Here is a 23971-nt window from a genome sequence, read left to right on the forward strand (position 1 = left end):
CCGCCGCTACATCATCTGGCGAAACCGTCACGCCGCCGATCAACGGCTACGAGCCGTGGTCGACAGGGCGAACGTTGCCTGATGCGGCACTAGGAGGCAAAGGGCAATCCACCTAGACCCAACACCCTCTCAGGTCGGGTGACTCTGTGCTGTAATCGGCCAGTCGGCGTTCGAGTTGGGCAGGTAGGCAGAGCGGGAAGCCGACCCATGCGGGCTCAGGGGGCCGGAGCGCCCATCGGCCCCTCCGGGGTCCGCTCGGTTGCCTGCCTCGTCAGCTCGGCCCGGACGTCGTCCGGGGTGAGCGCCAGAAGTTCGCCGATCGACCGGTTCCATGCGTCAGCCGCCTGCTCCACCGCGGACCGGAAACCTCGCCGCATCGGGCGCCCGGCCACCATCAGGGCGATGGCGGCGACCGGCCGCAACAGCCACCGCCCCCGCACGGTGACTGCGACGTCCACCTGCCATCGTCCGCCGTCCGCCCGCCGCGGCCGCACATGCAGACGCGCTTTGAACAGCCGGTGCTTCAGCCGTGCCGTCGCCGGGGCACCCACCGCCGACGGGACCCCGGGCGCGAGGTCGGCGGCCGCCCACCATGCGGTCAGGTCGAGCCGCGCCGTTCCCGAGCCCCGGCGCAGCGCCCCAGATCCCTCGGGTCCCCGCACCCGTCCTTCGATCTCCAGCAGCCGCGGTCGGTCGGGGTTGCGCAGCCGCAGAGCCATCCATCCCGTCACATCGTCCGAGACCAGCAACTGTTCCACGGCTACCACTCTGCGGCGTTGCCACTCACGTACGAGCACAGTCACGTGATCCGTGGCACCGGCGTCCGAGAGCTCGTACCGCGCGCCTGGCCGCAAATGCCGCCCTTTGACCAGTCGCACGTCCGCGACCGGCCGTCCGTCCTCCAGGACGATCTCGTCTCCCTGGGCCCGGGTCGATTCGGCGAAATCGAAGATCAGCTCGGTGAGCTCCTGGAGCCGCTCGGGTTCCAGGGCGAGGACAGCAACGGAGTGTCGCAGAACGGTCATGTGGCCCTCGCCTTGGAGGGCGCGTGAACCGGCCGTACCGTTGGCCTTTGCCGTGCGCTCAAAGTCCCCGCCCTCAGTCGTCCCCACCCACTCCGTCAGGTGTACAAGTAGCCCTTGCTGTTCAGGAGTGCGGAACGTGAGCCCTGTCCGTTCCGGTGGCAGGACACGATCGCGTCACGAGGCACGGACCGATGCCCGCTTCTTCCGACGGTGGTTCACCCAGATCGGCACCGCGATCACGACGGCCACGCATAAGACGCCACTGGGAATCCACACCATCTGGTGCAACGGCGCAGACTCCCAGTACGCCCATGTGTCCCCCGCGAAGATCGTGTCACCCGCGGACACCCCGCCCTTGCCCGTGATGATTTCACCGGCGCCAGTGCGGCCGTCCGAGAACACCCACGACCCGTCACAATGGGACGGCGGTAGCACCTGTCCGCCACCTTCCACGCACCGCGTCACACTGCGCACGGTGGCCGGCTCGCCCACCATCAGCTTCCGGGCATTACCGATGAACCACACCGCGCCCCAAATGATCACCGCGGCGATCGAGGCCAACGCCAGCACGAACCCCAGCGGCGTCGACCTGACGGACTCCGACGACCCGTCACCAGGCTGCGCGCTCCACTGAGACACAGTCTCCCCTTATCCCGTATCAGCTCAGCCGTCGTGGAACCTACCCCTGTTCCGCGCGCGGACACCTCCAGACCGTGCTCCCACTCTCGCCCGGGTGCCGGTGAGCATTGTCAGCCCCAGGTCCGGGTGGTGCCCCAGCATCGCGGCCTTCAGCGCCTCGGCAGCATTGCCGCTGCCGGCCAGCTCCTGCTCGAACTCGGCCAGGTAGGCGCGGGTGTCGGCGATCACCGAGGCGTCGGTGGCGGAGTCGGCGAAGCGGTGGCCGGCGACGACGTAGTGCGGGCTGAGCTGCTCCATCTCGGCGAGCGTCTGGGCCCAGGCGGCGCGCTCGCGGGCCGTTGCGGTGTCCGCGGTCCACACATGCAGACCGGCGAAGAGCAGCACCCCGCCGACGACCGCGCGGTCCTCGGGCGCCACAGGTACCCGGTGCGCCAGACCAGGTCGGGGTGCCCGCCGCGGAGCTAGTCCGGGTCGGAGGTGGTGACCACCACGGTGGTCAGCTCCTTGCCGCTGTCGATGATGTCGGCCAGGACGCGGTGCTGCTCGGCGAGCGTGAACTAGCCGTCGACCAGGAGTGCTTCGCGCTCTCCGGTGATCAGGACGGATGACTTGTGCAGGCCGGTGTCATCGGCGGTGTGAACGGTGTACGTCAGGGTGGTGGACATGGGTTGTGCCTTGCAAGTGGGGCTTTTCAAAGGGGATTTGCCTCCGGGGGGAGCACGGAGGGCTCAGGCGGTGGTGGCGGCCAGGTGCTGGTCCAGCGCGCGGGTGAGGGCGTCGGCCGAGACGACCGGGCCGCCCATGCGGTCGGTGCCGTGTGCGGTGTGCAGGAGGAGAGTCGGGTAGCTGTCGACGCCCAGGCGGCGCACCTGATGGAAGTCGGCCTCCGCCTCGGCGCGAGCGGCGGGGGAGGCGTAGGCCGCGGCCACCGCATCCGGATCCAGACCCAGCTCGGCCGCGATGTCCCGGTAAACCTGCACGTCGGAGAGGCTGCGGCCGTCGAGATACCAGGCGCGCTGCATGGCCGCGCCGGCTTCGAGGGCGTTCGCGCCCGGCTGGCCGCGCAGCGCGACCAGGCCGGCGGCGGCGTCGGCGGAGTCCATCACGGCGGTGCCCTCGGCCAGCACCCGCCGGTAGCCGGCGCCGAAGGTGACACCGGTCAGCTGGGCGATGCGCTCGTTGGCGCCGGGGACGTGAGGGTAGGCCGCCGCCGGCAGGGCGCGCGCCCCGGTGAACAGGCCGCCGGACAGCACCCGCAGCTCGATCCGGTCCGCGTTGGCGGCGGCGAAGTCGTGCAGGGCCGGGCCGAAGCCGTAGCACCAGCCGCAGTAGGTGTCGAAGGCGTAGGTCAGCCTCGCGCGGCCGATGGCGTGCGCTTCGTTCGGCGGTTCGGTCTTCATGAGGTAGGTCGTCCTGTCCTTGGATCTGGTCTGTCTGTCAGTGGCCGCCGCGGTGGTGCGCCGCGGTCACACCGGAAACGTAGGAGCCAAATCCGGCGCGACCCGGATACGCTGGCGACTCATGATGGTCAGAATTGGACACCGCGGCGGGAGCGGGCACCGGTCCGTCTCGGCAAGGGGTGGATCACGCTTCCCCAGCGCCCGGACTTCCACCACCTGATCACGTTGTCCGAAGGTCGGCTGCGGCACACGGTCGATTTCACCGGCTACACCCTCGAACCGGGGCCTGGCTGTGGGTGCGTCCCGGCCGGGTGCAGCAGTGGGGCGAGAGTGCCCTCGGCGTTTTCGAGGTCCGGCCTGGACGAACGGTACGCGCCGCCGCTCCTCACGCCCGTCGGCGCGGACCGTACGGCCCTGGAGATCGCGTCCGCGCATCTGGAGCACGAGTTCCACGCCCTGGGCCGCGTCCCGTTGGAGGCGCACGTGCTCATCCTGCGCCAACTGCTCGGCGCGCTGGTCCTGCGCGCCGCCCACATCCAGGCCCAGGGTAGCCCGGCCACCGACCCGGGCGAGCCGTATCTACGGTTCCGTTCCGCGGTGGAACGCGACTTCGCCAGCGTCCGTCGCGTCGAGGAGTACGCCCACGCCCTCGGCTACTCGGCGCGCACGCTCTCCCGCGCCACGCTCGCGGCCGACGGAGTCACCGCCAAGGAGTTCATCGACCGCCGCGTCCTGCTCGAGGCCAAGCGGCTGCTCGCCCACAGCGACCAGTCCGCCGCCCGGATCGCCGCCCGGCTCGGCTTCTCCAGCACCACCAACTTCAGCAAGTTCTTCCACCGGCACACGGGCAAGAGCCCACTCGGCTTCCGCGGCACGGTCCGCGGCACGCAAAGCTGAGCCGGCCGGAAAGCTCTCGTGGACTTCAACTCCCAGGTCACCTGACGCGCAATGGTGAACGGGCGTCGTGACGGTGAAGCTGCCGGCGTTCTTCTTCCTGCTGTGTCGCCTGCCGGCCCTCAAGTTCCCGCCGGGCGGCGAGAGCCCTCGCCAGCACCTTGGCTCGGTAGGGATTCGCGGCGCCGAGGGCCGTCGCCACCGCCACCGCCTCGTCCAAGAGGGCCAGCCGTTGCCCGGGCAGTTCCCGCACCAGCGGCGAGGCGCTGGCCTCCACCAGTACGTACGCCAGCTTCGACCCGTACACCTCCGGCTCGACCTGCGTCAGCAGGCGGTAGATCGACAGCCCTTCGACGCCGCGCACCACCCGCCGGTTGGCGCCGAGCAGCTTGACCTTCGCCCGCAGAACCATGTCTTGATCCATCGATCCCCCTTCGTTCCCTCACCCCCCGGCCCGCCCCCGTCACGCGACGAGACAACACGGCGAACGCGTCGGCAGCCGCGAACGGATGCCGACACGGACGTCGGAGAGTGGATGACGACGAGTCTGCGGGCAGACCACCACCGGCGACAAGTCCGAACGGACGTGCGCTCCGTCCTACCGAAACCACCTCCGAACAGGCATGATGGATCTGACACTCGCTGAGGACCGGGCCCGCGCCCCTGGGGCGAGCAGCGGTATCCGCGCATCGTGCGTGGCGCCGACGACGCGGATGCCGACCGCGGGCAGTCAACTCGTCGGCAGTACCAGCCCAGGCATCAGGCGGACACCGGGCTGCATACCCGGCGCCGTGCGAGGCGACCGACAGGCACCCCGCCTGGCCCGCCTGCCCGGGTTCCCGGTACGCGGCCCCGGCGGGAAGCCTCCGACGTCCGTGTCGGCATCCGTTCAACACGGCAGCCCCGCCGCGGCCACGAGGATGTGGCCGGCTGGTCGCTGGAAGCGGCCCGCCAGCCATGGTGTTCATGGACGAGATGGCCCATGTCGTCGGAAAGGCCGCCGGGCCGGCCTCCGGCCCCGAGCTGGCCGGGTGGACCCGCTGGGTGTACGGGCTGAGTCGGCCGCTGCGACCGGTCGGGTGGTCTCCGAGGGGCGATCGTGAGGCGAAGGACGAGCGGTGAAGGCTCGGGCACGGAAGTGGTGGTCGACGCGTTCCCGGCGGCGGACGTGCGCACGCGCGACCGTGCCAGGAGCGGCGGCGGCCGATCAGGAGCGGTGGACGCCTGACGGAAGCGGCCCGGGGAAATCTCCTCGGGCCGCAGTTCGGAATCTGGACACGCTGTCGCAGCCGGCCTGTATTGCCGGCGTTCAGCCGGGCCCGGCCCGCTCGCGTTCAAAGGTGTGACTCGACCAACGCCACGGCACCCTCCCGGCTGAGCCCCTGCCCGGAGGCGTACGCCTTGGCATACGCCTCCTCGCCCAGCCGGACGGTGAGGGAGCCGATCAGCGAGGCCACGTCCGGGTTGTGCGCGTCGGGCGCGCCCCGCAAGGCGTGCGCCGCGCCGAGCGCATGCGCCGCCGCCTCCACCGCGCCGCGGTGCGCCAGCAGCCGCGCGACACCGATGGCCGCCTCGGCCACCAGCAGCATGTCGTGCGCCCCGACCGCTACGGACAGCGCCTTGCGCAGATGGGCGCGGCCCGAGCCGGCGTCGTCACGGGCCAGCGCGAGGCGGCCCATACCGGACCAGTACAGGGCGTGGAACGCGGCGTTGGACGCCTGCGGGCCGAACGCGTCGCGGGCCAGACCGTACTGGTGCGCGGCCTCGTCGAGATCCTGCGCCCAGCGGGCGAGGTCGCCCAGTTGCAGCCGGGCCATTCCGAGATAGCGCGTCGACGAGGCATCCGCGACCACGTCGAGCAGCTCCGCCCGCGCGGCCTCGGTGTCGCCCGCGCGTGACCGGGCGATGGCCAGCCACACGCGCTGCTGGTCGTGGCCGCCGAGCTGACGGGCCGGCTCCATCGCCTCCTCCAGCGCCGCGATCGCCGCCTCGAACTCGCCCAGGGACGTCAGCGCGACAGCCGAATAGGTCAACGACGTGACCAGCCCCCAGCGCTCGCCGGCCGCACGGAACTCCCGCGCCGCCTCCCCGAGGTCCCGGCAGGCCGCGTGGATGTCCCCGTGGTTGCCGTTGAGGAAGGCACGGATCAGACGCAGCATCCCGCGCGCCCACGGATCGGCGGGCGGCACGACCTCGTCGATCGCCGCGAGCCCCTCCTGGGTGTGCCCGGAGACCATCGCCACCAGGGGCGGGATGATCGGCCCGGCGGGATGCGCCGTGACCGGCGAGGGAACCGCGGCCCGCAGCCGGTCCAGGTCCGCACGGGCCTCGGCCGAGTGGCCCGACAGTACGGCGTTCAGCAGGAACGCAGCCGCCGCCGCCGACCGCTTGTCGGCGGGCGCCTCGCCGGGCAGCCGCAGCGCGGCCCGCAGGAGCTGCACGGCCTGCGCATACTCGCCGTTCAGGACCCAGAGGAAGGCGAGCGCGGCGCCGAACCGCACCGCACCCGCCGCGTCCCCACGCTCGTGCGTGAAGTGCACGGCGGCCAGCAGATTGTCGCGGTCCGCGGTGAGCCTGGCCAGCCATCGGACCTGGTCCGGCCCGCGCAGCCGGGGTTCCGCCCGTTCCGCGAGGTCGAGGAAGTGCCGCGCGTGCGCCTCCCGGGCGCGCTCCACCGCCCCGCGCTCCGCCAGCCGCTCCAGACCGTATGCGCGGATCGTCTCCAGCATGCGGTACCGCGTCTCGGCGCCGTCCACCAGCTGCAACAGCGACTTGTCGACCAGCGCGGCCACGGTCTCCAGCGTGTCCCCGGCCGACGGGTCGACGCTCTCCGCGGCCTCCAGACTGATCGTCGAGGGGAACGTGGACAGCGCCTCGGCGAGCCGCTGCTCGTCCTCCTCCAGGAGGTCCCAGCTCCACGCCACCACGGCCCGCAGCGTACGGTGCCGGGGCAGCGCCGTACGGCTGCCGGCGCTCAGCAGCTGGAAACGGTTGTTCAGCCGGGCGGCGAGCTCCTCGACGGGCAGCAGCCGCAGCCGGGCCGCCGCCAGCTCGATGGCCAGCGGCAGACCGTCCAGCCGGCGGCAGATCTCCGCCACCGGGCGCGCGTTGGCCACCGTCACCGCGAAGTCCGGCCGTACGGCGGCGGCACGGTCGGCGAACAGCCGCACCGCCGGAGCCCTGAGCGCCTCCTCCGCCGGACCGCCGGGCTCCGGCACGCCCAGTGGAGGCACCGGAAGCAGGCACTCGCCCAGGATGCCGAGGGGCTCCCGGCTGGTCACCAGGACCCGCAGCCCCGGACAGCGGCTGAGCAGATCGTCCACAAGGCGGGCCACCGCGTCCACCAAGTGCTCACAGCTGTCCAGGAGCAGCAGGGTGTCCGTCACACAGAACACCTCGACGAGGCGCTCCACCCGGTCCTGCGGGGCACCCGCCGACTCCGACAGCTCGGGGTCCCGAATGCCCAGCGCGGCCAGCACCGCCTGCGGCAGATCCTCCGGCGCGGTCACCGGCGCCAGCTCCACCATCGGGGCTCCCCCCGCGTGGTCGGCGGCCTGCTCGGCCGCCAGAGTCGTCGCCAGCCGGGTCTTGCCCGACCCTCCCGTGCCCAGCAGGGTCACCAGTCGGTGATTGCGTAACTGTGCGCGCAGCAGCCGTAGTTCGTGTTCCCGTCCGACGAAGCTGGTCAGTGCCGGGCGCGGTGCCCACGGCCGTACGGCGTCACGGGCCGACCGGGTCGGCCCTGACTGCCCCGACGGCCCGCCGGCCGGCCCCCCGCGCAGCACCGACAGATAGACCTGCTGCAACTCCTGCGAGGGATCGGTGCCGAGTTCCTCCGCCAGCCAGGTGCGGAACTGCTCGTAGGTGGCCAGCGCCTCGGTGGAGCGGCCCTCCGCCTGCAGCGCGCGCATCAGCTGCCCGCGCGGCCGCTCACGGTGCGGATGCGCCGCGACCAGCGCCTCCAACTCGGCGATCAGCGACGTCAGTTCGGCCGACCGGGCCAGATCGGCCTCCGCGCAGTCCTCGATCGCGGTGAGCCGCAGCTCCTCCAGCCGGGCCACGGTGCTCGCCGCGAACCCGACGCTCCCCAGATCGGCGAGCGCCTCACCCCGCCACAGCGCCAGCGCGTCCCGCAACTCCCGTGCCGCCAGCACCGGCTGACCGCCCAGCAGCGCGCGCCTGCCGCTGCGTGCCAGCTCCTCGAAGCGCAGCGCGTCCACCGACTCGGGCGGCAGGTCCAGGCAGTAGCCACCGGGTGCGGAGCGCAGCGGGGCACCGGCCGGAAGCGCCCGCCGTAGCCGGCTCATCAACGACTGAAGTGCGTGCGCCCGGTCCGTCGGCGCCTCATCCGGCCACACCGCGGACGCCAGGGCGCCCACCGACACCGGACGGCTCGCGTCCAGGGCCAGGCGAATCAGCAGGCTGCGCAGCCGTGCCCCGCCGATCGGCACGAGCTTGCCGTCGGCGCGGACCTCCAGCGGTCCGAGGAGTCCCACCAGCATGCGGCCATACTGCCATCCGGCATCCACGGTGTGAGCTGCACTTCGGCCAATCCTGTGTGCGATCGGTGAGCGTTCTGACAGCGGTCTGCGAGCGGCCCCTCCCACACTGGGCGAACTGCACGCCCGTCAGGGCACAGTCACACACTGGGAGTTCACGCATATGGCAACAATCGCACGGTGGTGTCTGAGACACCGCCTGGTCGTCCTCCTGCTGTGGGTGGCCATGCTGTTCGGGACGGGGGCGGCCGCGGCCGCCGGTGACAAGTACTCCAACGCCTTCGACCTGCCGGGCACCGAGTCCGGGCGCGCCACCGAGCGCATGGCCGAGGCGTTCCCGGAGCTGGGCGGCGACGTCAACGCCGTCGTCTGGCACGTGGACCAGGGGTCGGTGCGCGACGCCGACGTCCAGTCCCGGATGACCGCCGTCCTGGACGACATCGCCAAGCTGCCGGACGTCGGAAACGTGGCCGGCCCCTACGGCGAGCAGGGCGCCGCGCGCATCAGTGAGGACGGGCGCACCGCCTATGCCGAGGTGACCTTCACCAAGCAGGCGTTCGACCTGGAGGCGAAGAACACCGAGAAGGTCATCGACCGGGCGGAGGAGGCCCGCACCGACGGGCTGCAGGTGGAACTCGGTGGACAGGCCATCGAGTACGCGCAGCAGCCGCCCGAGGGGCTGGCGGAGCTGGTGGCCATCGTGGCCGCCGCGGTGGTCCTCTTCCTGGCCTTCGGTTCCCTCTTCGCCATGCTGCTGCCCGTCCTGACGGGAATCTTCGCGGTCGGCACGTCGGTCTCCCTGCTCGCGTTGCTCAGCCATGGCGTGACCATGCCCGACGCGGCGCCCATCCTGGGCTCCCTGGTCGGTCTCGGTGTGGGCATCGACTACGCCCTCTTCGTGGTCACCCGGCACCGCAAGGGCCTCAAGGCCGGGCTCACCCCGGCGGAGGCCGCCGAGCGGGCGCTCGACACGTCGGGCCGCGCGGTGTTCTTCGCCGGCGGCACCGTGTGTGTCGCGCTGCTGGCGATGTTCGCGCTGGGCATGCGGTTCCTCAACGGCATCGCGATCGCGACCTCCCTGACGGTGGTCCTCAGCGTCGCCGCCGCCCTCACCCTGCTGCCCGCGATGCTCGGTCTGCTCGGCATGAAGGTGCTCAGCCGCCGTGAGCGGCGCCGGCTCGCGGCCGAGGGACCCCAGCAGACCGTCCCGGCCAGCTCGTGGTCGGTGCGCTGGGCGGCCTTCGTGGAGCGCAGCCCGCGTGTCGTCGCCGCCGCGGCGCTCGCCGTCATGGTCGTCCTCGCCCTGCCGGCACTGTCTCTGCGTCTGGGCGGCAACGACCAGGGCAACCACCCCGAGTCGCAGACCACGCGGCAGGCGTACGACCTGCTGGCCGACGGGTTCGGCCCCGGCTTCAACGGCCCGCTGCTGATGGTCGTCGACGTGCCGGGCGGCGCGGACGGCCGCGCGGCCGTCGATGCCCTCGCCGACGAGGTGCGGGGCGTCGACGGTGTGGCCCGGGTCTCCCTGCTGCCGACGCCGCAGGACGTGCCCACCTCGGTGATCCAGGTGGTGCCGACGACCTCGCCGCAGGACGAGAAGACCGACCGGCTCATCGACCGGCTCCGCGACGACGTCGTGCCCGCGGCGGAGCGGGAGAGCGGCATCAGTGTGGACATCGGCGGCGCCACCGCGATCCAGAAGGATTTCGCGGAGGAGATCGGCGACCGGCTGCCCCTGTTCGTCGCCCTGATCGTGGCGCTGGGCGCCGTTCTGCTGATGATCGCCTTCCGCAGCGTCGTGGTGCCGCTGCTGTCCGCCGTCATGAACCTCATCGCGGCGGCCGCCTCGTTCGGCCTGATCGTCGCCTTCTTCCAGTGGGGCTGGGGCATCGACCTGCTGGGCATGGGCAAGGAGGGGCCGATCATCTCGTACATGCCGGCCTTCATGCTGCCCCTGCTGTTCGGCCTCTCGATGGACTACCAGGTGTTCCTCGTCAGCCGGATGCACGAGGAGTGGGTGTACACCAAGGACAACACCCGTGCCGTCGCGGCCGGTCTGGTGGACACCAGCCGGGTCATCAACAGCGCGGCCCTCATCATGATCGCCGTCTTCGGATCCTTCGTCCTCAGCCCCGACCGGGCGGCTGTCATGACCGGCATCGCGCTGGCCGGCGCTGTCGCCCTGGACGCCTTCATCCTGCGCATGATGCTCGTCCCGGCGCTGATGCTGCTGCTGGGCAAGCACAACTGGTGGCTGCCGAGCGCCCTCGACCGGGTGCTGCCCAAGGTCGCCCTGGAGGCGCCGTCGGCGGGCCGGGCCGGGGGTGTCCCGCCGCAGTCGGACCAGGCGCCGGAGCCGGCCGGCAGACCCTGAGCCCGGGCGGGCCGTATCCCCCGGCGAAAGCACGGCCCGCCCGACCCCGACGGCACGGGCATGCGACGGTCCGCATGCCCGTGCCGCCATGTCCGGGGCCGGACACCTCGCCGGGCTGAAGGTTCTCTCAAGAAGCTGCCCAGAGACGGACGGCAGACTTCCAGCCGGGCCGCCCGGGCCGGGAGTTCCCACCTCCCGACGGGCGGCCATCACCGTGGCAGGACGGCATCTCCAGGGGGATCAGTGCGCGCAGCAGCAACCTTGGCGAAGGACGGGACAGAGGGCATCACGGCCGCCGGAGCGCCGGCGGCCCGCCGGGGCGCGCTGCCGGCCGCACAGGGCCACGGCGGGACTCTCGACGGCCTGTTCTCCCTGATGGCCCGGCACCGGGACACCGGTGTCGCCGTCCAGGACGAGGGCCGCAGCATCACCTACGGAGCCGCGGAGCGGCGCGCCGCCCAACTGGCCACCGCCCTCCTGCGCACCGACGTCCAGCTCGGCGATCCCGTATTGCTGCACTGCACCGACCAAGTGCAGTTCCTGGTGGCCCAGTTGGCCGTCCTGAAGCTGGGCGCGGTGTGCGTGCCGGTGCCGCGCGACGCGGACCGGGCGACGCTGGAGCGCTGCGCCGACGTCAGCGGTGCCTCCCTGGTCCTGTGCGGCACCGCCCTGCGGGCACGGTGGGACCTGCCGGCTCTGGTGCTGGACGACCCCCGGATGTGGTCGAGGATCTCGCCGCGGCGCCCGGAGGCGTCGCTGCCCCACTCCAGCCGTACCGACGCGGCGCACCTCCTCGTCGAGCACACCGACGGAACGGGCCACCTGGTCGATCACCGCGCGTGGCTGTTCTCCCTGGCCGACCGCACCCGCCGGATCGGTCCTCCCGACCGCGCCGTGGCGGTCGGTCAGCAGCCGGGCGCTCCCGAGGCGTTGACCGGGGCCTGGTGGGCGTTCGGCGCGGGGGTGACGCTGACCTCCCGGCGCGGCGCCACTCCGGTCGCGCCGCGGCCCACGGACCAGGAGACCACGGCCGTCCTCCGGCCCGCGGACTACGCGACCGCGCTCGACGGCGCCGTACGGGGAGCCCCGACCCGGCTGCGCACGGTCCTGCTCGTCGGTGAGCCCTGTCCCGCCGAACTCGTTCAGCGGCACTTCGAGATGCTGCCCCGGACCCGTCTGCTGGCCGAGTTCGCCCCGCTCGACGGAGCGATGCCCTGGGCGGCCGTCGACCACTCGGCGGACGGCGTCACCTCGCACGCCCCCTCCGTCGTCGGCGGCGCCGTGTCACGGGTGCGGATCACGATCCGCGACGCCGAGGGACGCACCCTCAAGGACGGCCGAACCGGCGCGATCTGGGCGTCCGGGACCGCACTGCCCTTCGACCGTCTGGGCACGCGCGGCCTGCCGACAGGGGACCTGCCGGCCACGGGATCGCTCGCGGAGTCGAACTACCTCGGCCGCTGGACCGAGGGCGGTGCCCTGGAGATCACGGGGCGAGTGACGCCGACTCCTCAGAAATAGGGGGCAATTGTCAAGCGGGAATAAACTCGTGGCCCAGGAAATAGGGGTGCTGCGGGCGGGATTCCGCGCGTTACGTGGTGAATTGATACGGGCGCCATCGGGTGTTTCCTGCTTCTGGGGGCGAAAATGGGAGACCGAATTGCGGCCACCCGGAGCGGCCTGGGCGGCGCCGACGTCCATGCGGAGACCTCCGGCGTCACTGCGCGGCCGTGAGAACCCCCCGCGGGTGGAGTGCACGGGCGCGGCCGACCGCCGCAGCGACGTCCTGCTGAACCTGGTCCGGGCGGACGGCAACCGCCCGTACGACATGGCCCGGGCGATCGGGGAGATCGCGGGCGCGCATGGTCGAGGAGTACGAGTCCGAACTGGTGCATCCGTACTACGCGGCGGAGTGCGGCCTGATGGACGACTTTCCGTACCGGTCCCTCACTCGACGGAGGATCCTGTCATGACCACTTCCGTTCCGCTCCAGAACGTTCTGCGTGTGGAGAAGGGCCACGCCGAGCCCGAGGAACTCGCGGCGCTCACCGCGGTCCTGCTCGCCCGCGCCGCCCCGCTCGCCCCGGACCGGCGGGGCCGGGTGAAGGCCGACTGGCGGTGGTGGGAACGCGAACTCGGTTTCCGGGCCCCGCACAGCTGGCGTCGGTGAACCGGCCGGGACCGCTGCTCGGCGGCGGTCCCGTGCTCGTACACGTCGCACACGTCGGCTCGTACACATCGAGACGGCCGCGGGCGACGAACACCCGCGGCCGCTTGCCCGTCGGCCACCCCCGCCGTGGCCCGGACTCCGGTATGTGTACGGTCAGGCGGTGGCCAGGACACGCCGGTCGGTGTATGCCGGAGCCGGTGGCGCGGCCCGCTGGGGGAGGGGCCTGGGGGACGGCTGCCCGGGCAGGGGATCGTGGCCGGGCAGGGCGAGGAGTACCGGCGGGCGGGTCCAGTCCTCGGGCTGGACGGCCATGTCGAGGCGAACATGGGTCCCGCCGGTGATCTGCACCGGGCCCACCGTGCCGACCAGGAGCGGACGCCCGCTGGTGAAGTCGCCCGCGGTGTGGGCGCCCAGGGCGACGGCGTGCAGATACCAGATGCCCGGCGGCACATTGTTCAAAGAGAAGGGCCCGGCACCGTCGAGGATGGACCAGGCCACCGGCTGCCCCTGTACGACAGGGCTGTCGAAGGCGCCTATACAGAGCGGGGAGAGCGGTGTGCCCATGACGTGGGCGGTGCCGGAGACGGAGCCCAGTGGGCCGGCCGGCGTGACGGGGACGAGGACCTTCGGATGCTCAGAACACTCTCCTTGGGCGATTCTGCGGTACTGGGTGGGGGAGATACCGACGGACGCGGTGAACCGGCGGGAGAACGTGCCGGTGCTGCTGTAGCAGACCTGCGCCGAGATGTCGGCCACGTTGAGACAGGTGTCGGCCAGGAGACGCTTTGCCTCGTGCAGGCGGACAGCGCTGAGGAAGCGGCCTGGGGTTACGCCGGTGATGCGGCGGAATACGCGAAGGAAGTAGAACTTGCTCACCATCACAGAGCGGGCAAGGTCATCCAGACTGAGGGGTTCATAAAACCGCTCGCGGATGGTAATGACCGCGCCCTGTGCGAGGTGTTCCATTCTGTGGGCTTCCTCTCTGCTGGGCCATGTGGCTGCATGTTTGACGGGTTGAGCGTCGGCGTTAATCCTTCAACACGGCGTGCTGCCATGTCTTCTTCGTCCTTGCGGACATGTTGTCCGCGTCTCAGAGGGGCGGCGGCCGGGTCATTGTCAACCGAATTCGGCATGTCGGAAATAAGGCAGAGCCCCACGGCGGGGTTCAGGAAGGCGCTGCGAATCAGCCATGGAGTGGCGTGAACGCATCGACGCAGGGAAGTTGAAATGGGGAGGGAACGAGGGTGGGGTGAGTGTCACTCAGCCGAGCGGGTTGGTGAAACGGACCCCGGTGAGTCGTGCGGACATGACCCACAGGGCCACGGCGGTCGCGGGGTCATGGACCGTCTTGCGTCCGTACCGTGGGGCGGGCGCGCCGCGGACCTGCAACGGGCCCGAGGGTGCGATGTACGAACCGCCGGGCAGGTCCGGCACCGTCGCCGCGTACAGCGAGGGCCGCGCGCCCTCGAGGGTCTCCTTCGCGAACAGGCTCACGATCCTCGGGACGGTGGCCATCCAGAGCCGGCCGTGCTGGGACGCCTTGGTGAGGACACCGGTGTCCGTCATTCCCGGAATCGCGATCATGCTGCGCAGCGGCAGTCCTTCGGCGGTGGCCCACCGGTGCAGCTGCGCCGAGAAGTAGACGTTGGCGCGCTTGGACTGGGCGTAGGCGGCACCGGGGCGGTAGTGCCGCTCGCCGTTGAGATTGTCCAGGTCGAACCGGGCCACGAGCTGGGACTCGCTGCTGACGGTGACGACGCGCGGGTCCCTGGACCTCACCAGGTGTGGCAGCATCAGGCCGGTCAGGGCGTAGGCGCCGAGGTGGTTGACGCCGAAGTGCGACTCGAAGCCGTCCGCCGTCCGGGACAGCGGGACCATGACGACGGCCGCGTTGTTGACGAGGACGTCCAGCCGGTCGTGGTCCCAGGCCGCGGCGAACGCGCGGATCGACGCCAGATCCGCCAGGTCGAGCCGGCGCGCCTCCACACGCGCCCCGGGCACTTCGGCACGCAGCCGGGCGACGGCCCGCGCCGCGCGCCCGTCGTCGCGGCAGGCCAGCACGGTGTGGGCGCCGCGCCGCGCGAGTTCACGCGCCGTGACATATCCGATGCCGCCGTTGCCGCCGGTCACCACGACCAGTCGGTCCGACTGGTCGCCCATCTGATCCTCCGTCCAGGACGTCCCGCGCATCGAGGAACTGGACATGCCGATCGCTCTCCCGTCAGTGGACCCGCTCAACTGCTGGTTCTTTCAGGGCGCTCGATTTCGTCGGGCGGGGACGGGAGAAAGGGAAGGCCGGTGAAAAGAGAGGCCGCGGCCAGGAAAAACGGAGCGAAAAGAGTCCAGGACTCCATCCGGCCGGATCGGGTGTGCGCCGAGCCGACACGGGCCTTCCGCACGGCTGTCGCCTCCACCGGACCCTCTGCATCCCCCGTGCTGCAAGTCCGCCAGGATGCCTGTGAGCCTGGCACACGGATCCCGTCGACGCAACAGCAGTTCGAGCGGCGCGTGTTCGGTCGCGAGCGGTGCAGAGCAATCACGAAGAAGACAACGCGAGGTGCCGCGGACCATACTCGGAGCGCCGGCGGGCCAGTGGCAGCGGCGGGCATTTCCCGAGGAGGAACGCATGGGCGTGATGGGTGAACACGCGGTCGTGATAGGCGCTTCCATGGGCGGCCTGGTCGCCGCGAAAACGCTGTCCCGGCGGTTTCGGCGGGTGACGGTATTCGAGCGGGACGTCCTGCCCCAGAAGGCCGAAAACCGACGCTCCGTTCCGCACGGGGCGCATGCCCACGCCCTGCTCATCAGCGGCCGGCTCGCGTTGGAGAAGCTCTTTCCCGGGCTCACCGACGAACTCGTCGAGGGCGGCGCGGTCCTCTTCGACCCGGGGCACGACCTGCTCTTCCACCAGATGGGCGCGTTGCGCGTGCGGTTCGCCAGCGGCAGGCTGGGCGTCAGTCTGAGCCGCGCCTACCTGGAACGCGCCGTGCGGGGCCGGGTGGAGGCGCTGGACAACGTCACCGTCCGGGACCGGACGCCGGTGCGGGAACTCGTCCTCGACCGGGGCCGGGTGACAGGCGTCGCACTCGACGGGGACGAGCGGATCCCGACGGACCTGGTCGTGGACGCCACGGGGCGCGGAGGCGGCGGCCCGTCCCGCACCCTGCGGCGGTTCGGCTACCCGGAGCCCGGCGTCGACACCGTGAAGATCGACGTCGGCTACACCACCCGGTTGCTGCACCGCAGCCCGGGAGACCTGAAGGACGGGGCGCTGCTGTACCTGATGAGCGCGGTGCCGCCGCACGACAAACGGGCGGCGGCCGCGTTCGCCATCGAGGGCGACCGCTGGATGGTCACGCTCGGCGGCTGGCACCGGGCGCACGCCCCGGTGGACCCGGCGGGCTTCACCGACTTCGCCACATCTCTGGAGGCCCCCGAGATGGCCGGGCTGCTGGCCCGGGCCAAGCCCCTGGACGACGACAACGCCCGTAAGTTCACCTATCCCGGCGCCCGCCGCCGCTACTACGAGCGGCTGCGCCGGCTGCCCGCCGGCCATGTGGCGCTCGGCGACGCCATCTGCAGCTTCAATCCCCTCTACGGGCAGGGCATGACCGTCGCCGCGCTGGAGGCGATCGCACTCGGGGAGTGCCTCGACCGGTTCAAGGGGCCGTCGGCCCCGATGGCCCGCGCCTACTACCGGGCCGCCGGACGCATCATCGACACGCCCTGGCAGATGGCGACCGGCGGCGACTTCGTGTACCCCGAGACGGTCGGTCCGCGACCGCCCGGCACCGGCCTGGTCAACCGGTACGTCCGCCAGGTGATGCTGGCCAGCCATGTGTCCGTCCACGCCCACCGCATCATGCTTGAGGTCCAGCACCTGCTCACCGCTCCGTCGGCCGTGATGCGGCCCGCCACGGTCGTACGCGCGCTGTTCGCCGCCCGCCGCTCGCCGGCCCGCGACGCTTCCGCACGTCCTGAACCACGGTTCCGCGGTGGCCGCGGGGCCCGTTCCGGGCCCGAACGGTATACGGTACCGGGGTAACGTATAGCTCCGTTCGCATCGCGGGAGGTTCCCATGTCCGGTCGCGAGCTCGCCGCCGAGACCCGTGCCACCACCTACGGCGTCGCCGGGATGGTCTGCAACAACTGCCGTACGGCCGTCACCGAGGCGATCAGCGAGGTCGCCGATGTCGTGGGGGTGGACGTCGACCTGGCCGCCGGACAGGTGACCGTGACCACGGTGGGAGCGCCCGACGAGCCGGCCATCGCCGCGGCCGTCGACGAAGCCGGCTACGAACTCTCCGGCCAGGCGTGACCGTTGCGGTTCTTCCGGCAGGTAACGACCGAGCAATCTGGGCGGTGACAGTGTCGCGCGGGCACACCAGTCTTGGCGATGAGAAGCCCGGACCGCGCTGAAAGCGACGCGCGCTCGCCCGGTGCGGCGATACACACCCTGGTCGTGGTCCGGCGTGCAGGCAGGTACGTCTTCGCCAACTGACCAGTGAGGAACCCCCCCATGCGCATTCTCAGTGCGTCGGGCCACGACGGCATGTCCCGCTCGGGGCCGGGCCGCAACGGGCCGTCGGACCCCGCACACAGCATCGCCTCACTCGTGGGCAACACCCCGGTGCTGCACATCGGCGAGCCCGTGGCCCCGGTCGGCCGCGGCTTCTGGGCCAAGCTGGAGGGTGCCAACCCCGGCGGCATCAAGGACCGTGCCGCGCTCCACATGGTGGAACGCGCGCGGGCCCGCGGCGACCTCCCGCCCGGCGGCCGCATCGTCGAGTCCACCAGCGGCACCCTCGGCCTCGGCCTCGCGCTCGCGGGCATGGTGTGGGAACACCCGGTGACACTGGTGACGGACCGCGGGCTGGAGGAGTCCATGCGCACCAGGCTCACCGCCCATGGCGCCGAGGTCGACATCGTGGACGTCCCCCACCCCGCAGGCGGCTGGCAGGAGGCCCGCCGGGAACGGGTCCGGCAGCTGCTGGCCGAACGCCCCGGCTCCTGGTGCCCGGACCAGTACAACAACCCCGACAACGTCGCGGCCTACACCCCGCTGGCACTCGAACTCGCCACCCAGCTCGGCCACATCGACGTCCTGGTGTGCAGCGTGGGCACCGGCGGACACTCCGCCGGCCTGGCCCGAGTGCTGTCCCAGCTCTTCCCGGACTTACGGATGGTGGGAGTCGACGCCATCGGCTCGACCATCTTCGGCCAGCCCGCCCGACCCCGGCTCATGCGCGGCCTCGGCTCCAGCATCTTCCCGCGCAACGTCGCCTACGGTTGTTTCGACGAGGTGCACTGGGTCGCGCCCGGCGAGGCCGTGTGGGCCTGCCGTCGGCTCGCCGAGTCGCACTACGCCACCGGCGGCTGGAGCGTCGGCGCCGTCACGCTCGTCTCCTCCTGGCTGGCCCGCACCCTGCCCGCCGGCACCCGGATCGCCACCGTGTTCCCGGACGGACCCGAGCGCTACCTCACCACCGTGTACGACGACGCGTACTGCGCGGCGCACGGGATCCTGCACACCGTGCCCGCCGAGGAGCCGCTGGAGGTCGCCCACCCCGGGGAGGCGGAGGCCCTCGCCTGGACCCGCTGCTCCCTCGTCGTCGACCCCCGGCCCACCGCCGCGCCGCTGCGCGTGGTCAGCAGCGCGGGCGGGCTGCAGTGAGGACACTCGCCCGCGACGTACGCTCGTTCAGCCCCAGCGCACAGCTGCTGATTGCCAACCAGTTCACCATCAACCTCGGTTTCTACATGCTGATGCCCTACCTGGCGCAGCATCTGGCGGGCGACATCGGGCTGGCCGCGTGGGCCGTCGGACTCGTCCTCGGCGTCCGCAACTTCAGCCAGCAGGGCATGTTCCTCTTCGGCGGCACGCTCGCCGACCGGCTCGGCTACAAGCCGATGATCGTCGCCGGACTGCTGCTGCGTGTCGTGGGCTTCGCCGTGCTGGGACTCGTCGACGCCCTGCCCGCCCTGCTCGCGGCCTCCGCCGCCACCGGACTGGCCGGGGCCCTGTTCAACCCGGCCGTGCGCGCCTACCTCGCCCAGGACGCGGGAGAGCGACGCGTCGAGGCGTTCGCCCTGTTCAACGTCTTCTACCAGGCGGGCATCCTGCTCGGACCGCTCGTCGGCCTGGCCCTCACCGCGGTCAGCTTCCGCCTCACCTGCCTGGTGGCGGCAGCGGTCTTCGCCGTGCTCTCCGTCGCACAACTGCTCGCTCTGCCGGCGCGCCACGGCGGACAGGAGGGCGACGCCCTCGCGCAGTCGGTGCTGGCCCAGTGGCGCACCGTCGTCGCCAACCGGACCTTCCTGCTGTTCTCCCTGACGATGGTCGGGTCGTACACGCTGTCCTTCCAGGTGTACCTGGCGCTGCCGCTGGAGGTGCGGCGCCTCGGCGGTGAGGGCACCACCAGCACAGTAGGAGTGGCCCTGCTGTTCGGGGCGTCCGGCCTCGCCACCATCGTGGGGCAGACCCGCGTCACCGCATGGTGCCGGCGCACCCTCGGCTCCGGCCGCGCCCTGACGCTGGGGCTCGCCGCGCTCGCCGCGGCCTTCCTGCCGCTGCTCGCCGTCAGTGCGGTGCCGACACCTGACTCCGGCCCGGCGCGCGCCCTGCTCGCGGTGGTCCCCTCGCTGCTGGCCGCGCTGCTCATCGCGCTGGGCACGATGCTGGCCTACCCGTTCGAGATGGACACCATCGTCGCCCTGGCCGGAGACCGGTACGTGGCCACGCACTACGGGCTCTACCACACCCTGTGCGGCATCGGCATCACCGCCGGGAACCTGCTCACGGGTGCCGCCCTGGACGCCGCCCGCTCCGCGGGGCTGCCCGCGCTGCCCTGGCTCGCCCTGGCGCTCACCGGCGCCGGCTGCGCCCTGGCGATGCGGTCGCTGCACCGCGGCGGCCGTCTCCAACCCGTCGCAGCCTGAGGCCGATCGAGGAAATGCGCCTCCCGGGCGAATGCCGCGGCCGCGGTTGCAGCCGTCACCGCACCCTGATTTACTGACGACTTCGCAAGGTACCCGGCGGGGGTATCTGGAATCCCATAGGCGAGGAGCATGATGAGCGCGTTCTCCGATATGCCCCCAGAGCGCTTCCTCGAGAACTTCTACACCTCTTTCCAAGAGGAGGCCGTCTTCGGGGAAGAAGAACCCGGAGCCGTCATCGACCGCTACTACACACCCGGCTTCGTGCAGATCAGCGACGGTGTCCTCATCGACCGGGAGAGGCTGATCGCCCATCTGCGCCCGGTACGCAAGAACCTCGAGTCCGGCACCTACGAGGTCAAGGAGGCCATGATGCAGGGCAATCGCATCGCGGCCCGACTGGTCGTCCACGCCGTGATGAGGAAGGGCAGGAAGGTCGACACCGAGGTCTACATGTTCGGGGACCTGTCCGCTGACGGCCGGTTCAGCCGCATCGACCAGATCACCCGGACCCTCTCGGAGGACTGAACCCGGCCGGGCACGCGGGACGGATCCGACTCTCCGTCGTGGGGCAATGTGGGAGATGCGGTCGGCCGAAGGTCTCCGGAAGAATTCTCTCCGGCCCCTCTGGGGCCTATTTCCAGCGACATTGAGGGGGAGAGATGTCCCGCACCCTGCCCAAGGTTATCGGCGCGCTCACAGCAACCGCCGGAATTGTTCTGGCCGGTGCTCTTCCGGCTTCCGCGCACATCACCGTCAGCGAACCGTCGGCCGCCGTCGAAGGTTCCTTTCCCACCCTGACCTTCCGCGTTCCGAACGAGCGTGTGAGCACCAGAACGGCCAAGGTCCAGATCATTCTACCGACCGAGGCGAGCAGTAAGCTCGGCAATGTCCTGGCCAAGCCGCACCCGGGCTGGACCCACAAGATCGAGAAGGTCAACACCGGCGGCAACATCGGTGAGGGCGTCCTGTCCGTCACCTGGACCGCCAACAGCAACTACCACCAGATCAAGGCCGGCGACTTCGACGAGTTCCAGATCCTCGGCGGACGCATCCCCGCCGTCGACACGATCTACTTCACCGCCGTGCAGACCTACAACGACGGTGAGGTGGTCCGCTGGGACGAGCGGCCGACCAGCGAGGAGCCGCACCCGCCGCACGCCGCCCCCGCCCTGAAGGTCGTCCCGGCGTCCACCGCCGCCACCACGACGAACGCCTCCCTGCAACTCGCCGGCACGGGCACCACGGGCACCGAGTCCACCGACTCCGGCTCGCCCGTCGCCACGCCGCTGATGGCCGTGTCCGCCGTCGGCCTGGCCGGCATCGGTGGTCTCGCCCTGGTGCGCCGCCGTCGGGAGCAGTCCGCCGCCGCGGAGTGACCCGACCCGCCACCACCGCACGGTAGTCGGTCCGCCCGCCTCGGCCGGCGGACCGACTGCACCCCACACGGCACAGGGAGCGACGAGGGACATGCCCGAGTGGACGGGACAGGACGGGACCGGGCAGCCCGGCACACCGCGGGAGCCGATCGCGGTCATCGGCATGGCCTGCCGACTGCCCGGCGCGGCGGACCCCGAGGAGTTCTGGCGGCTGCTGCGCACCGGCACGGACGCGATCACCGACGTACCCGAGGGACGCTGGGACGTGCCGTCCCCCGACGCCGCGGACGGGGTCGAGACCAGTACCGTGCGGCGCGGCGGATTCCTCGACGGGATCGACCTGCTCGACGCCGAATTCTTCGGCGTCTCACCGCGCGAGGCGGAGGTGATGGACCCGCAGCAGCGGCTCGCCCTCGAACTGAGCTGGGAGGCGCTGGAACACGCCGGAGTCGTGCCCGCCGCACTGCGCGGCAGCGACACCGCCGTCTTCGCGGGCGTCATGGCCGACGACTACGCGCTGCTGCTCCACCGGTACGGGACCGCCGCCACCACCCGGCACTCCCTGACCGGCCTGCACCGGGGGATCGTCGCCAACCGTGTCTCGTACACGCTCGGACTGCGCGGACCCAGCCTGGTGGTCGACACCGGGCAGTCCTCCTCGCTCGTCGCGGTGCACATGGCGTGCGAGAGCCTGCGCTCCGGTGAGTCGGCCCTCGCGCTCGCGGCGGGCGTCCACCTCAACCTCGCCGGCGAGACCACCCACGCCGTCTCCGCGTTCGGCGCGCTCTCCCCCGATGGCCGCTGCCGCACCTTCGACGCGGACGCGAACGGCTACGTACGCGGCGAGGGCGGCGCCGTCGTCGTCCTCAAGCGGCTCGGTGCGGCCCTCGCCGACGGCGACCGCGTCCACGCCGTCCTGCTGGGCAGCGCCGTGAACAACGACGGCGCCACCGAGAGCCTGACGCGGCCCAGCTCCGCGGCGCAGCGTGACGTACTGACCCTGGCCCATCGGCGCGCCGGGGTGCGCGCCACGGACGTGGCGTACGTGGAACTCCACGGCACCGGGACCAAGGTGGGGGACCCCGTCGAAGCCACGGCGCTGGGCGAGGTGTTCGGCCCCGGCCGGCCGGCGGACGCTCCGCTGGCCGTGGGCTCGGCCAAGACGAACGTGGGACACCTGGAGGGGGCGGCCGGCATCGTCGGGTTGCTCAAGGTGGTGCTGAGCATCGAGCACGGCGAGATCCCGCCGAGCCTGCACTACCGCACCCCGCATCCGAGCATCTCACTGAGCGAGTTCGGGCTGCGCGTCCAGGACACGCCGACCGACTGGCCGGCGCGGTCGGCGGGCCGGGTGGCGGGCGTGAGCTCGTTCGGCATGGGCGGCACCAACTGCCATGTGGTGCTGGGCGACACGGCTGTGACCCGGGGTGATCCCGACCGACCCGAGCAGGGTCCGAGCGTGTTGCCGCTGTCGGCCCGCGAGCCCCGGGCACTGCGCGAGCAAGCCGAACGCCTCCGCACCCACCTCACCCAACACCCCGACCTGACACCGGCGGAAGTGGCGCACACCCTGGCCCTGCACCGGACCCACTTCACCGAACGGGCGGTGCTGCTGGCCGGTGACCGCGACGAACTCCTCGCCGCGCTCCAGGCCGTGGCGGACGGGCGTGAGCACCCCAGCGTGGTCCGCGGCCGCGCCACCGGCCCCACCAAGATCGCCTTCGTCTACTCCGGACAGGGCAGCCAGTACCCCGGCATGGGACACGACCTCTACCACGCCCACCCCGCCTTCGCCGAAGCCTTCGACGAAACCTGCAACGCCCTCGACCCCCACCTCGACCACCCCCTCAAAGACGTCATCTGGGGCGACCACACCGACCTCCTCCACCGCACCGACTACACCCAGCCCGCACTCTTCGCCCTCCAACGCGCCCTCACCCACCTCCTCGCCCACCACGGCATCACCCCCGCCCTCGCCGCCGGACACTCCATCGGCGAACTCACCGCCGCCCACACCACCGGCATCCTCACCCTCCACGACGCCGCCCACCTGATCACCACCCGCGCCCGCCTCATGCACACCACCCCACCCGGCACCATGACCGCCATCCAGGCCACCCCCCACGAAATACAGCCCCACCTCAACGACCACGTCCACCTCGCCGCCATCAACTCACCCCACAGCCTCGTCATCGCCGGCGACCACCACGCCGTCACCACCACAGCCGCCCACTTCGCCGCACAAGGCCGCACCACCCGCCAACTCCACACCCCACACGCCTTCCACACCCCCCACATGAACCCCATCCTCGACGAACTCACCACCACCGCCCGACACATCCACCACCACCCACCCCACACCCCCTTCATCAGCAGCCTCACCGGCACCCCCCACACCCCCGACCCCGACTACTGGCCCCGCCAACTCCGCCACACCGTCCACTACCACCAAACCACCCAAACCCTCACCCAACACAACACCACCCACACCCTCGAAATCGGCCCCGACGCCACCCTCACCCCCCACACCCCCCACACCACCCCCACCCAACAACGCACCACCAACAACCACCACACCTACCTCAAAACCCTCGCCACCACCCACACCCACGGCCACCCCCTCAACTGGCCAACCATCAACCCCACACCCACCAC

Annotated in this window: 19 protein-coding genes and 2 pseudogenes; 13 read left to right on the top strand and 8 right to left on the bottom strand. The window is 71.4% G+C overall.

The window, feature by feature from the left end; genetic code table 11:
• Positions 1-82 (top strand): annotated as a pseudogene (locus tag ACH5AC_RS37860) (transposase); the annotation flags it as partial.
• Positions 83-215: 133 nt separating this feature from the next.
• On the opposite strand, the gene ACH5AC_RS37865 reads toward ACH5AC_RS37860, so the two are convergent.
• From ACH5AC_RS37865 to ACH5AC_RS37880, 4 genes are all read right to left on the bottom strand, one after another.
• Positions 216-1025, bottom strand: coding sequence for a hypothetical protein (locus ACH5AC_RS37865; RefSeq protein ID WP_398866919.1), 810 nt, complete (start codon positions 1023-1025; stop codon positions 216-218).
• Positions 1026-1199: 174 nt separating this feature from the next.
• Positions 1200-1595 (bottom strand): hypothetical protein, encoded by a 396-nt coding sequence (locus tag ACH5AC_RS37870; RefSeq protein WP_398866920.1) that lies wholly within the window; start codon positions 1593-1595, stop codon positions 1200-1202.
• 93 nt (positions 1596-1688) lie between these two features.
• The gene (locus tag ACH5AC_RS37875; protein WP_398866921.1) at positions 1689-2081 is read right to left on the bottom strand and encodes a hypothetical protein; all 393 of its coding nucleotides are present in this window, start codon (positions 2079-2081) and stop codon (positions 1689-1691) included.
• Positions 2082-2392: 311 nt separating this feature from the next.
• On the bottom strand, positions 2393-3064 hold the full coding sequence (locus ACH5AC_RS37880) for a DsbA family protein (protein ID WP_398866922.1): 672 nt from the start codon (positions 3062-3064) through the stop codon (positions 2393-2395).
• 330 nt (positions 3065-3394) lie between these two features.
• Here ACH5AC_RS37880 and ACH5AC_RS37885 point away from each other — a divergent pair, with 330 nt between their 5' ends.
• Entirely contained in the window at positions 3395-3961 is a 567-nt protein-coding gene (locus ACH5AC_RS37885; RefSeq protein ID WP_398866923.1) for a helix-turn-helix transcriptional regulator, read from the top strand.
• A 37-nt stretch (positions 3962-3998) separates the two neighbouring features.
• Here ACH5AC_RS37885 and ACH5AC_RS37890 read toward each other — a convergent pair whose 3' ends face one another.
• Both ACH5AC_RS37890 and ACH5AC_RS37895 read right to left on the bottom strand, forming a co-directional pair.
• A complete protein-coding gene (locus ACH5AC_RS37890; protein ID WP_398866924.1) occupies positions 3999-4382 on the bottom strand; it encodes a hypothetical protein in 384 nt (127 codons plus the stop codon).
• A gap of 910 nt (positions 4383-5292) precedes the next feature.
• A complete protein-coding gene (locus tag ACH5AC_RS37895; protein WP_398866925.1) occupies positions 5293-8460 on the bottom strand; it encodes a BTAD domain-containing putative transcriptional regulator in 3168 nt (1055 codons plus the stop codon).
• 160 nt (positions 8461-8620) lie between these two features.
• On the opposite strand from ACH5AC_RS37895, the gene ACH5AC_RS37900 reads away from it, so the two are divergent.
• The 4 genes and pseudogenes from ACH5AC_RS37900 to ACH5AC_RS37915 all read left to right on the top strand — a co-directional run bounded on the left by ACH5AC_RS37900 (position 8621) and on the right by ACH5AC_RS37915 (position 13001).
• Positions 8621-10831 carry an MMPL family transporter gene (locus ACH5AC_RS37900; protein ID WP_398866926.1) on the top strand — a complete coding sequence of 737 codons (2211 nt, stop codon included), beginning with the start codon at positions 8621-8623 and terminating at the stop codon, positions 10829-10831.
• Positions 10832-11074: 243 nt separating this feature from the next.
• Positions 11075-12352: an AMP-binding protein gene (locus tag ACH5AC_RS37905; RefSeq protein ID WP_398866927.1), complete on the top strand. Its 1278-nt coding sequence runs from the start codon at positions 11075-11077 to the stop codon at positions 12350-12352.
• 147 nt (positions 12353-12499) lie between these two features.
• Positions 12500-12683: pseudogene (locus ACH5AC_RS37910) on the top strand (methylmalonyl-CoA carboxyltransferase); the annotation flags it as partial.
• A 117-nt stretch (positions 12684-12800) separates the two neighbouring features.
• Complete coding sequence (locus tag ACH5AC_RS37915) at positions 12801-13001, top strand: acyl-CoA carboxylase epsilon subunit (protein WP_398866937.1); 201 nt, start codon at positions 12801-12803, stop codon at positions 12999-13001.
• A gap of 153 nt (positions 13002-13154) precedes the next feature.
• Here the strand turns inward: ACH5AC_RS37915 and ACH5AC_RS37920 are convergent, their stop codons facing one another.
• Positions 13155-13967 (bottom strand): helix-turn-helix transcriptional regulator, encoded by an 813-nt coding sequence (locus tag ACH5AC_RS37920; protein ID WP_398866928.1) that lies wholly within the window; start codon positions 13965-13967, stop codon positions 13155-13157.
• A 294-nt stretch (positions 13968-14261) separates the two neighbouring features.
• Positions 14262-15206 (bottom strand): oxidoreductase, encoded by a 945-nt coding sequence (locus tag ACH5AC_RS37925; RefSeq protein ID WP_398866929.1) that lies wholly within the window; start codon positions 15204-15206, stop codon positions 14262-14264.
• 421 nt (positions 15207-15627) lie between these two features.
• Here ACH5AC_RS37925 and ACH5AC_RS37930 point away from each other — a divergent pair, with 421 nt between their 5' ends.
• The 7 genes from ACH5AC_RS37930 to ACH5AC_RS37960 all read left to right on the top strand — a co-directional run.
• On the top strand, positions 15628-17046 hold the full coding sequence (locus tag ACH5AC_RS37930) for an NAD(P)/FAD-dependent oxidoreductase (protein WP_398866930.1): 1419 nt from the start codon (positions 15628-15630) through the stop codon (positions 17044-17046).
• Between the two features lie 33 nt (positions 17047-17079).
• A complete protein-coding gene (locus ACH5AC_RS37935) occupies positions 17080-17319 on the top strand; it encodes a heavy-metal-associated domain-containing protein (protein WP_398866931.1) in 240 nt (79 codons plus the stop codon).
• 234 nt (positions 17320-17553) lie between these two features.
• Complete coding sequence (locus ACH5AC_RS37940) at positions 17554-18675, top strand: PLP-dependent cysteine synthase family protein (RefSeq protein WP_398866938.1); 1122 nt, start codon at positions 17554-17556, stop codon at positions 18673-18675.
• Positions 18672-19940 (top strand): MFS transporter, encoded by a 1269-nt coding sequence (locus ACH5AC_RS37945; RefSeq protein ID WP_398866932.1) that lies wholly within the window; start codon positions 18672-18674, stop codon positions 19938-19940. The genes ACH5AC_RS37940 and ACH5AC_RS37945 overlap by 4 nt, the downstream gene beginning before the upstream one ends.
• A 132-nt stretch (positions 19941-20072) precedes the next feature.
• Complete coding sequence (locus tag ACH5AC_RS37950; protein ID WP_398866933.1) at positions 20073-20465, top strand: nuclear transport factor 2 family protein; 393 nt, start codon at positions 20073-20075, stop codon at positions 20463-20465.
• Between the two features lie 134 nt (positions 20466-20599).
• Positions 20600-21316 (top strand): YcnI family protein, encoded by a 717-nt coding sequence (locus tag ACH5AC_RS37955; protein WP_398866934.1) that lies wholly within the window; start codon positions 20600-20602, stop codon positions 21314-21316.
• A gap of 91 nt (positions 21317-21407) precedes the next feature.
• Positions 21408-23971: type I polyketide synthase (locus ACH5AC_RS37960; RefSeq protein ID WP_398866936.1), on the top strand; the 2564-nt coding region annotated here is incomplete at its 3' end.

This window comes from Streptomyces sp. NPDC018693 (assembly GCF_044391385.1).
Classification (GTDB): Bacteria; Actinomycetota; Actinomycetes; order Streptomycetales; family Streptomycetaceae; genus Streptomyces.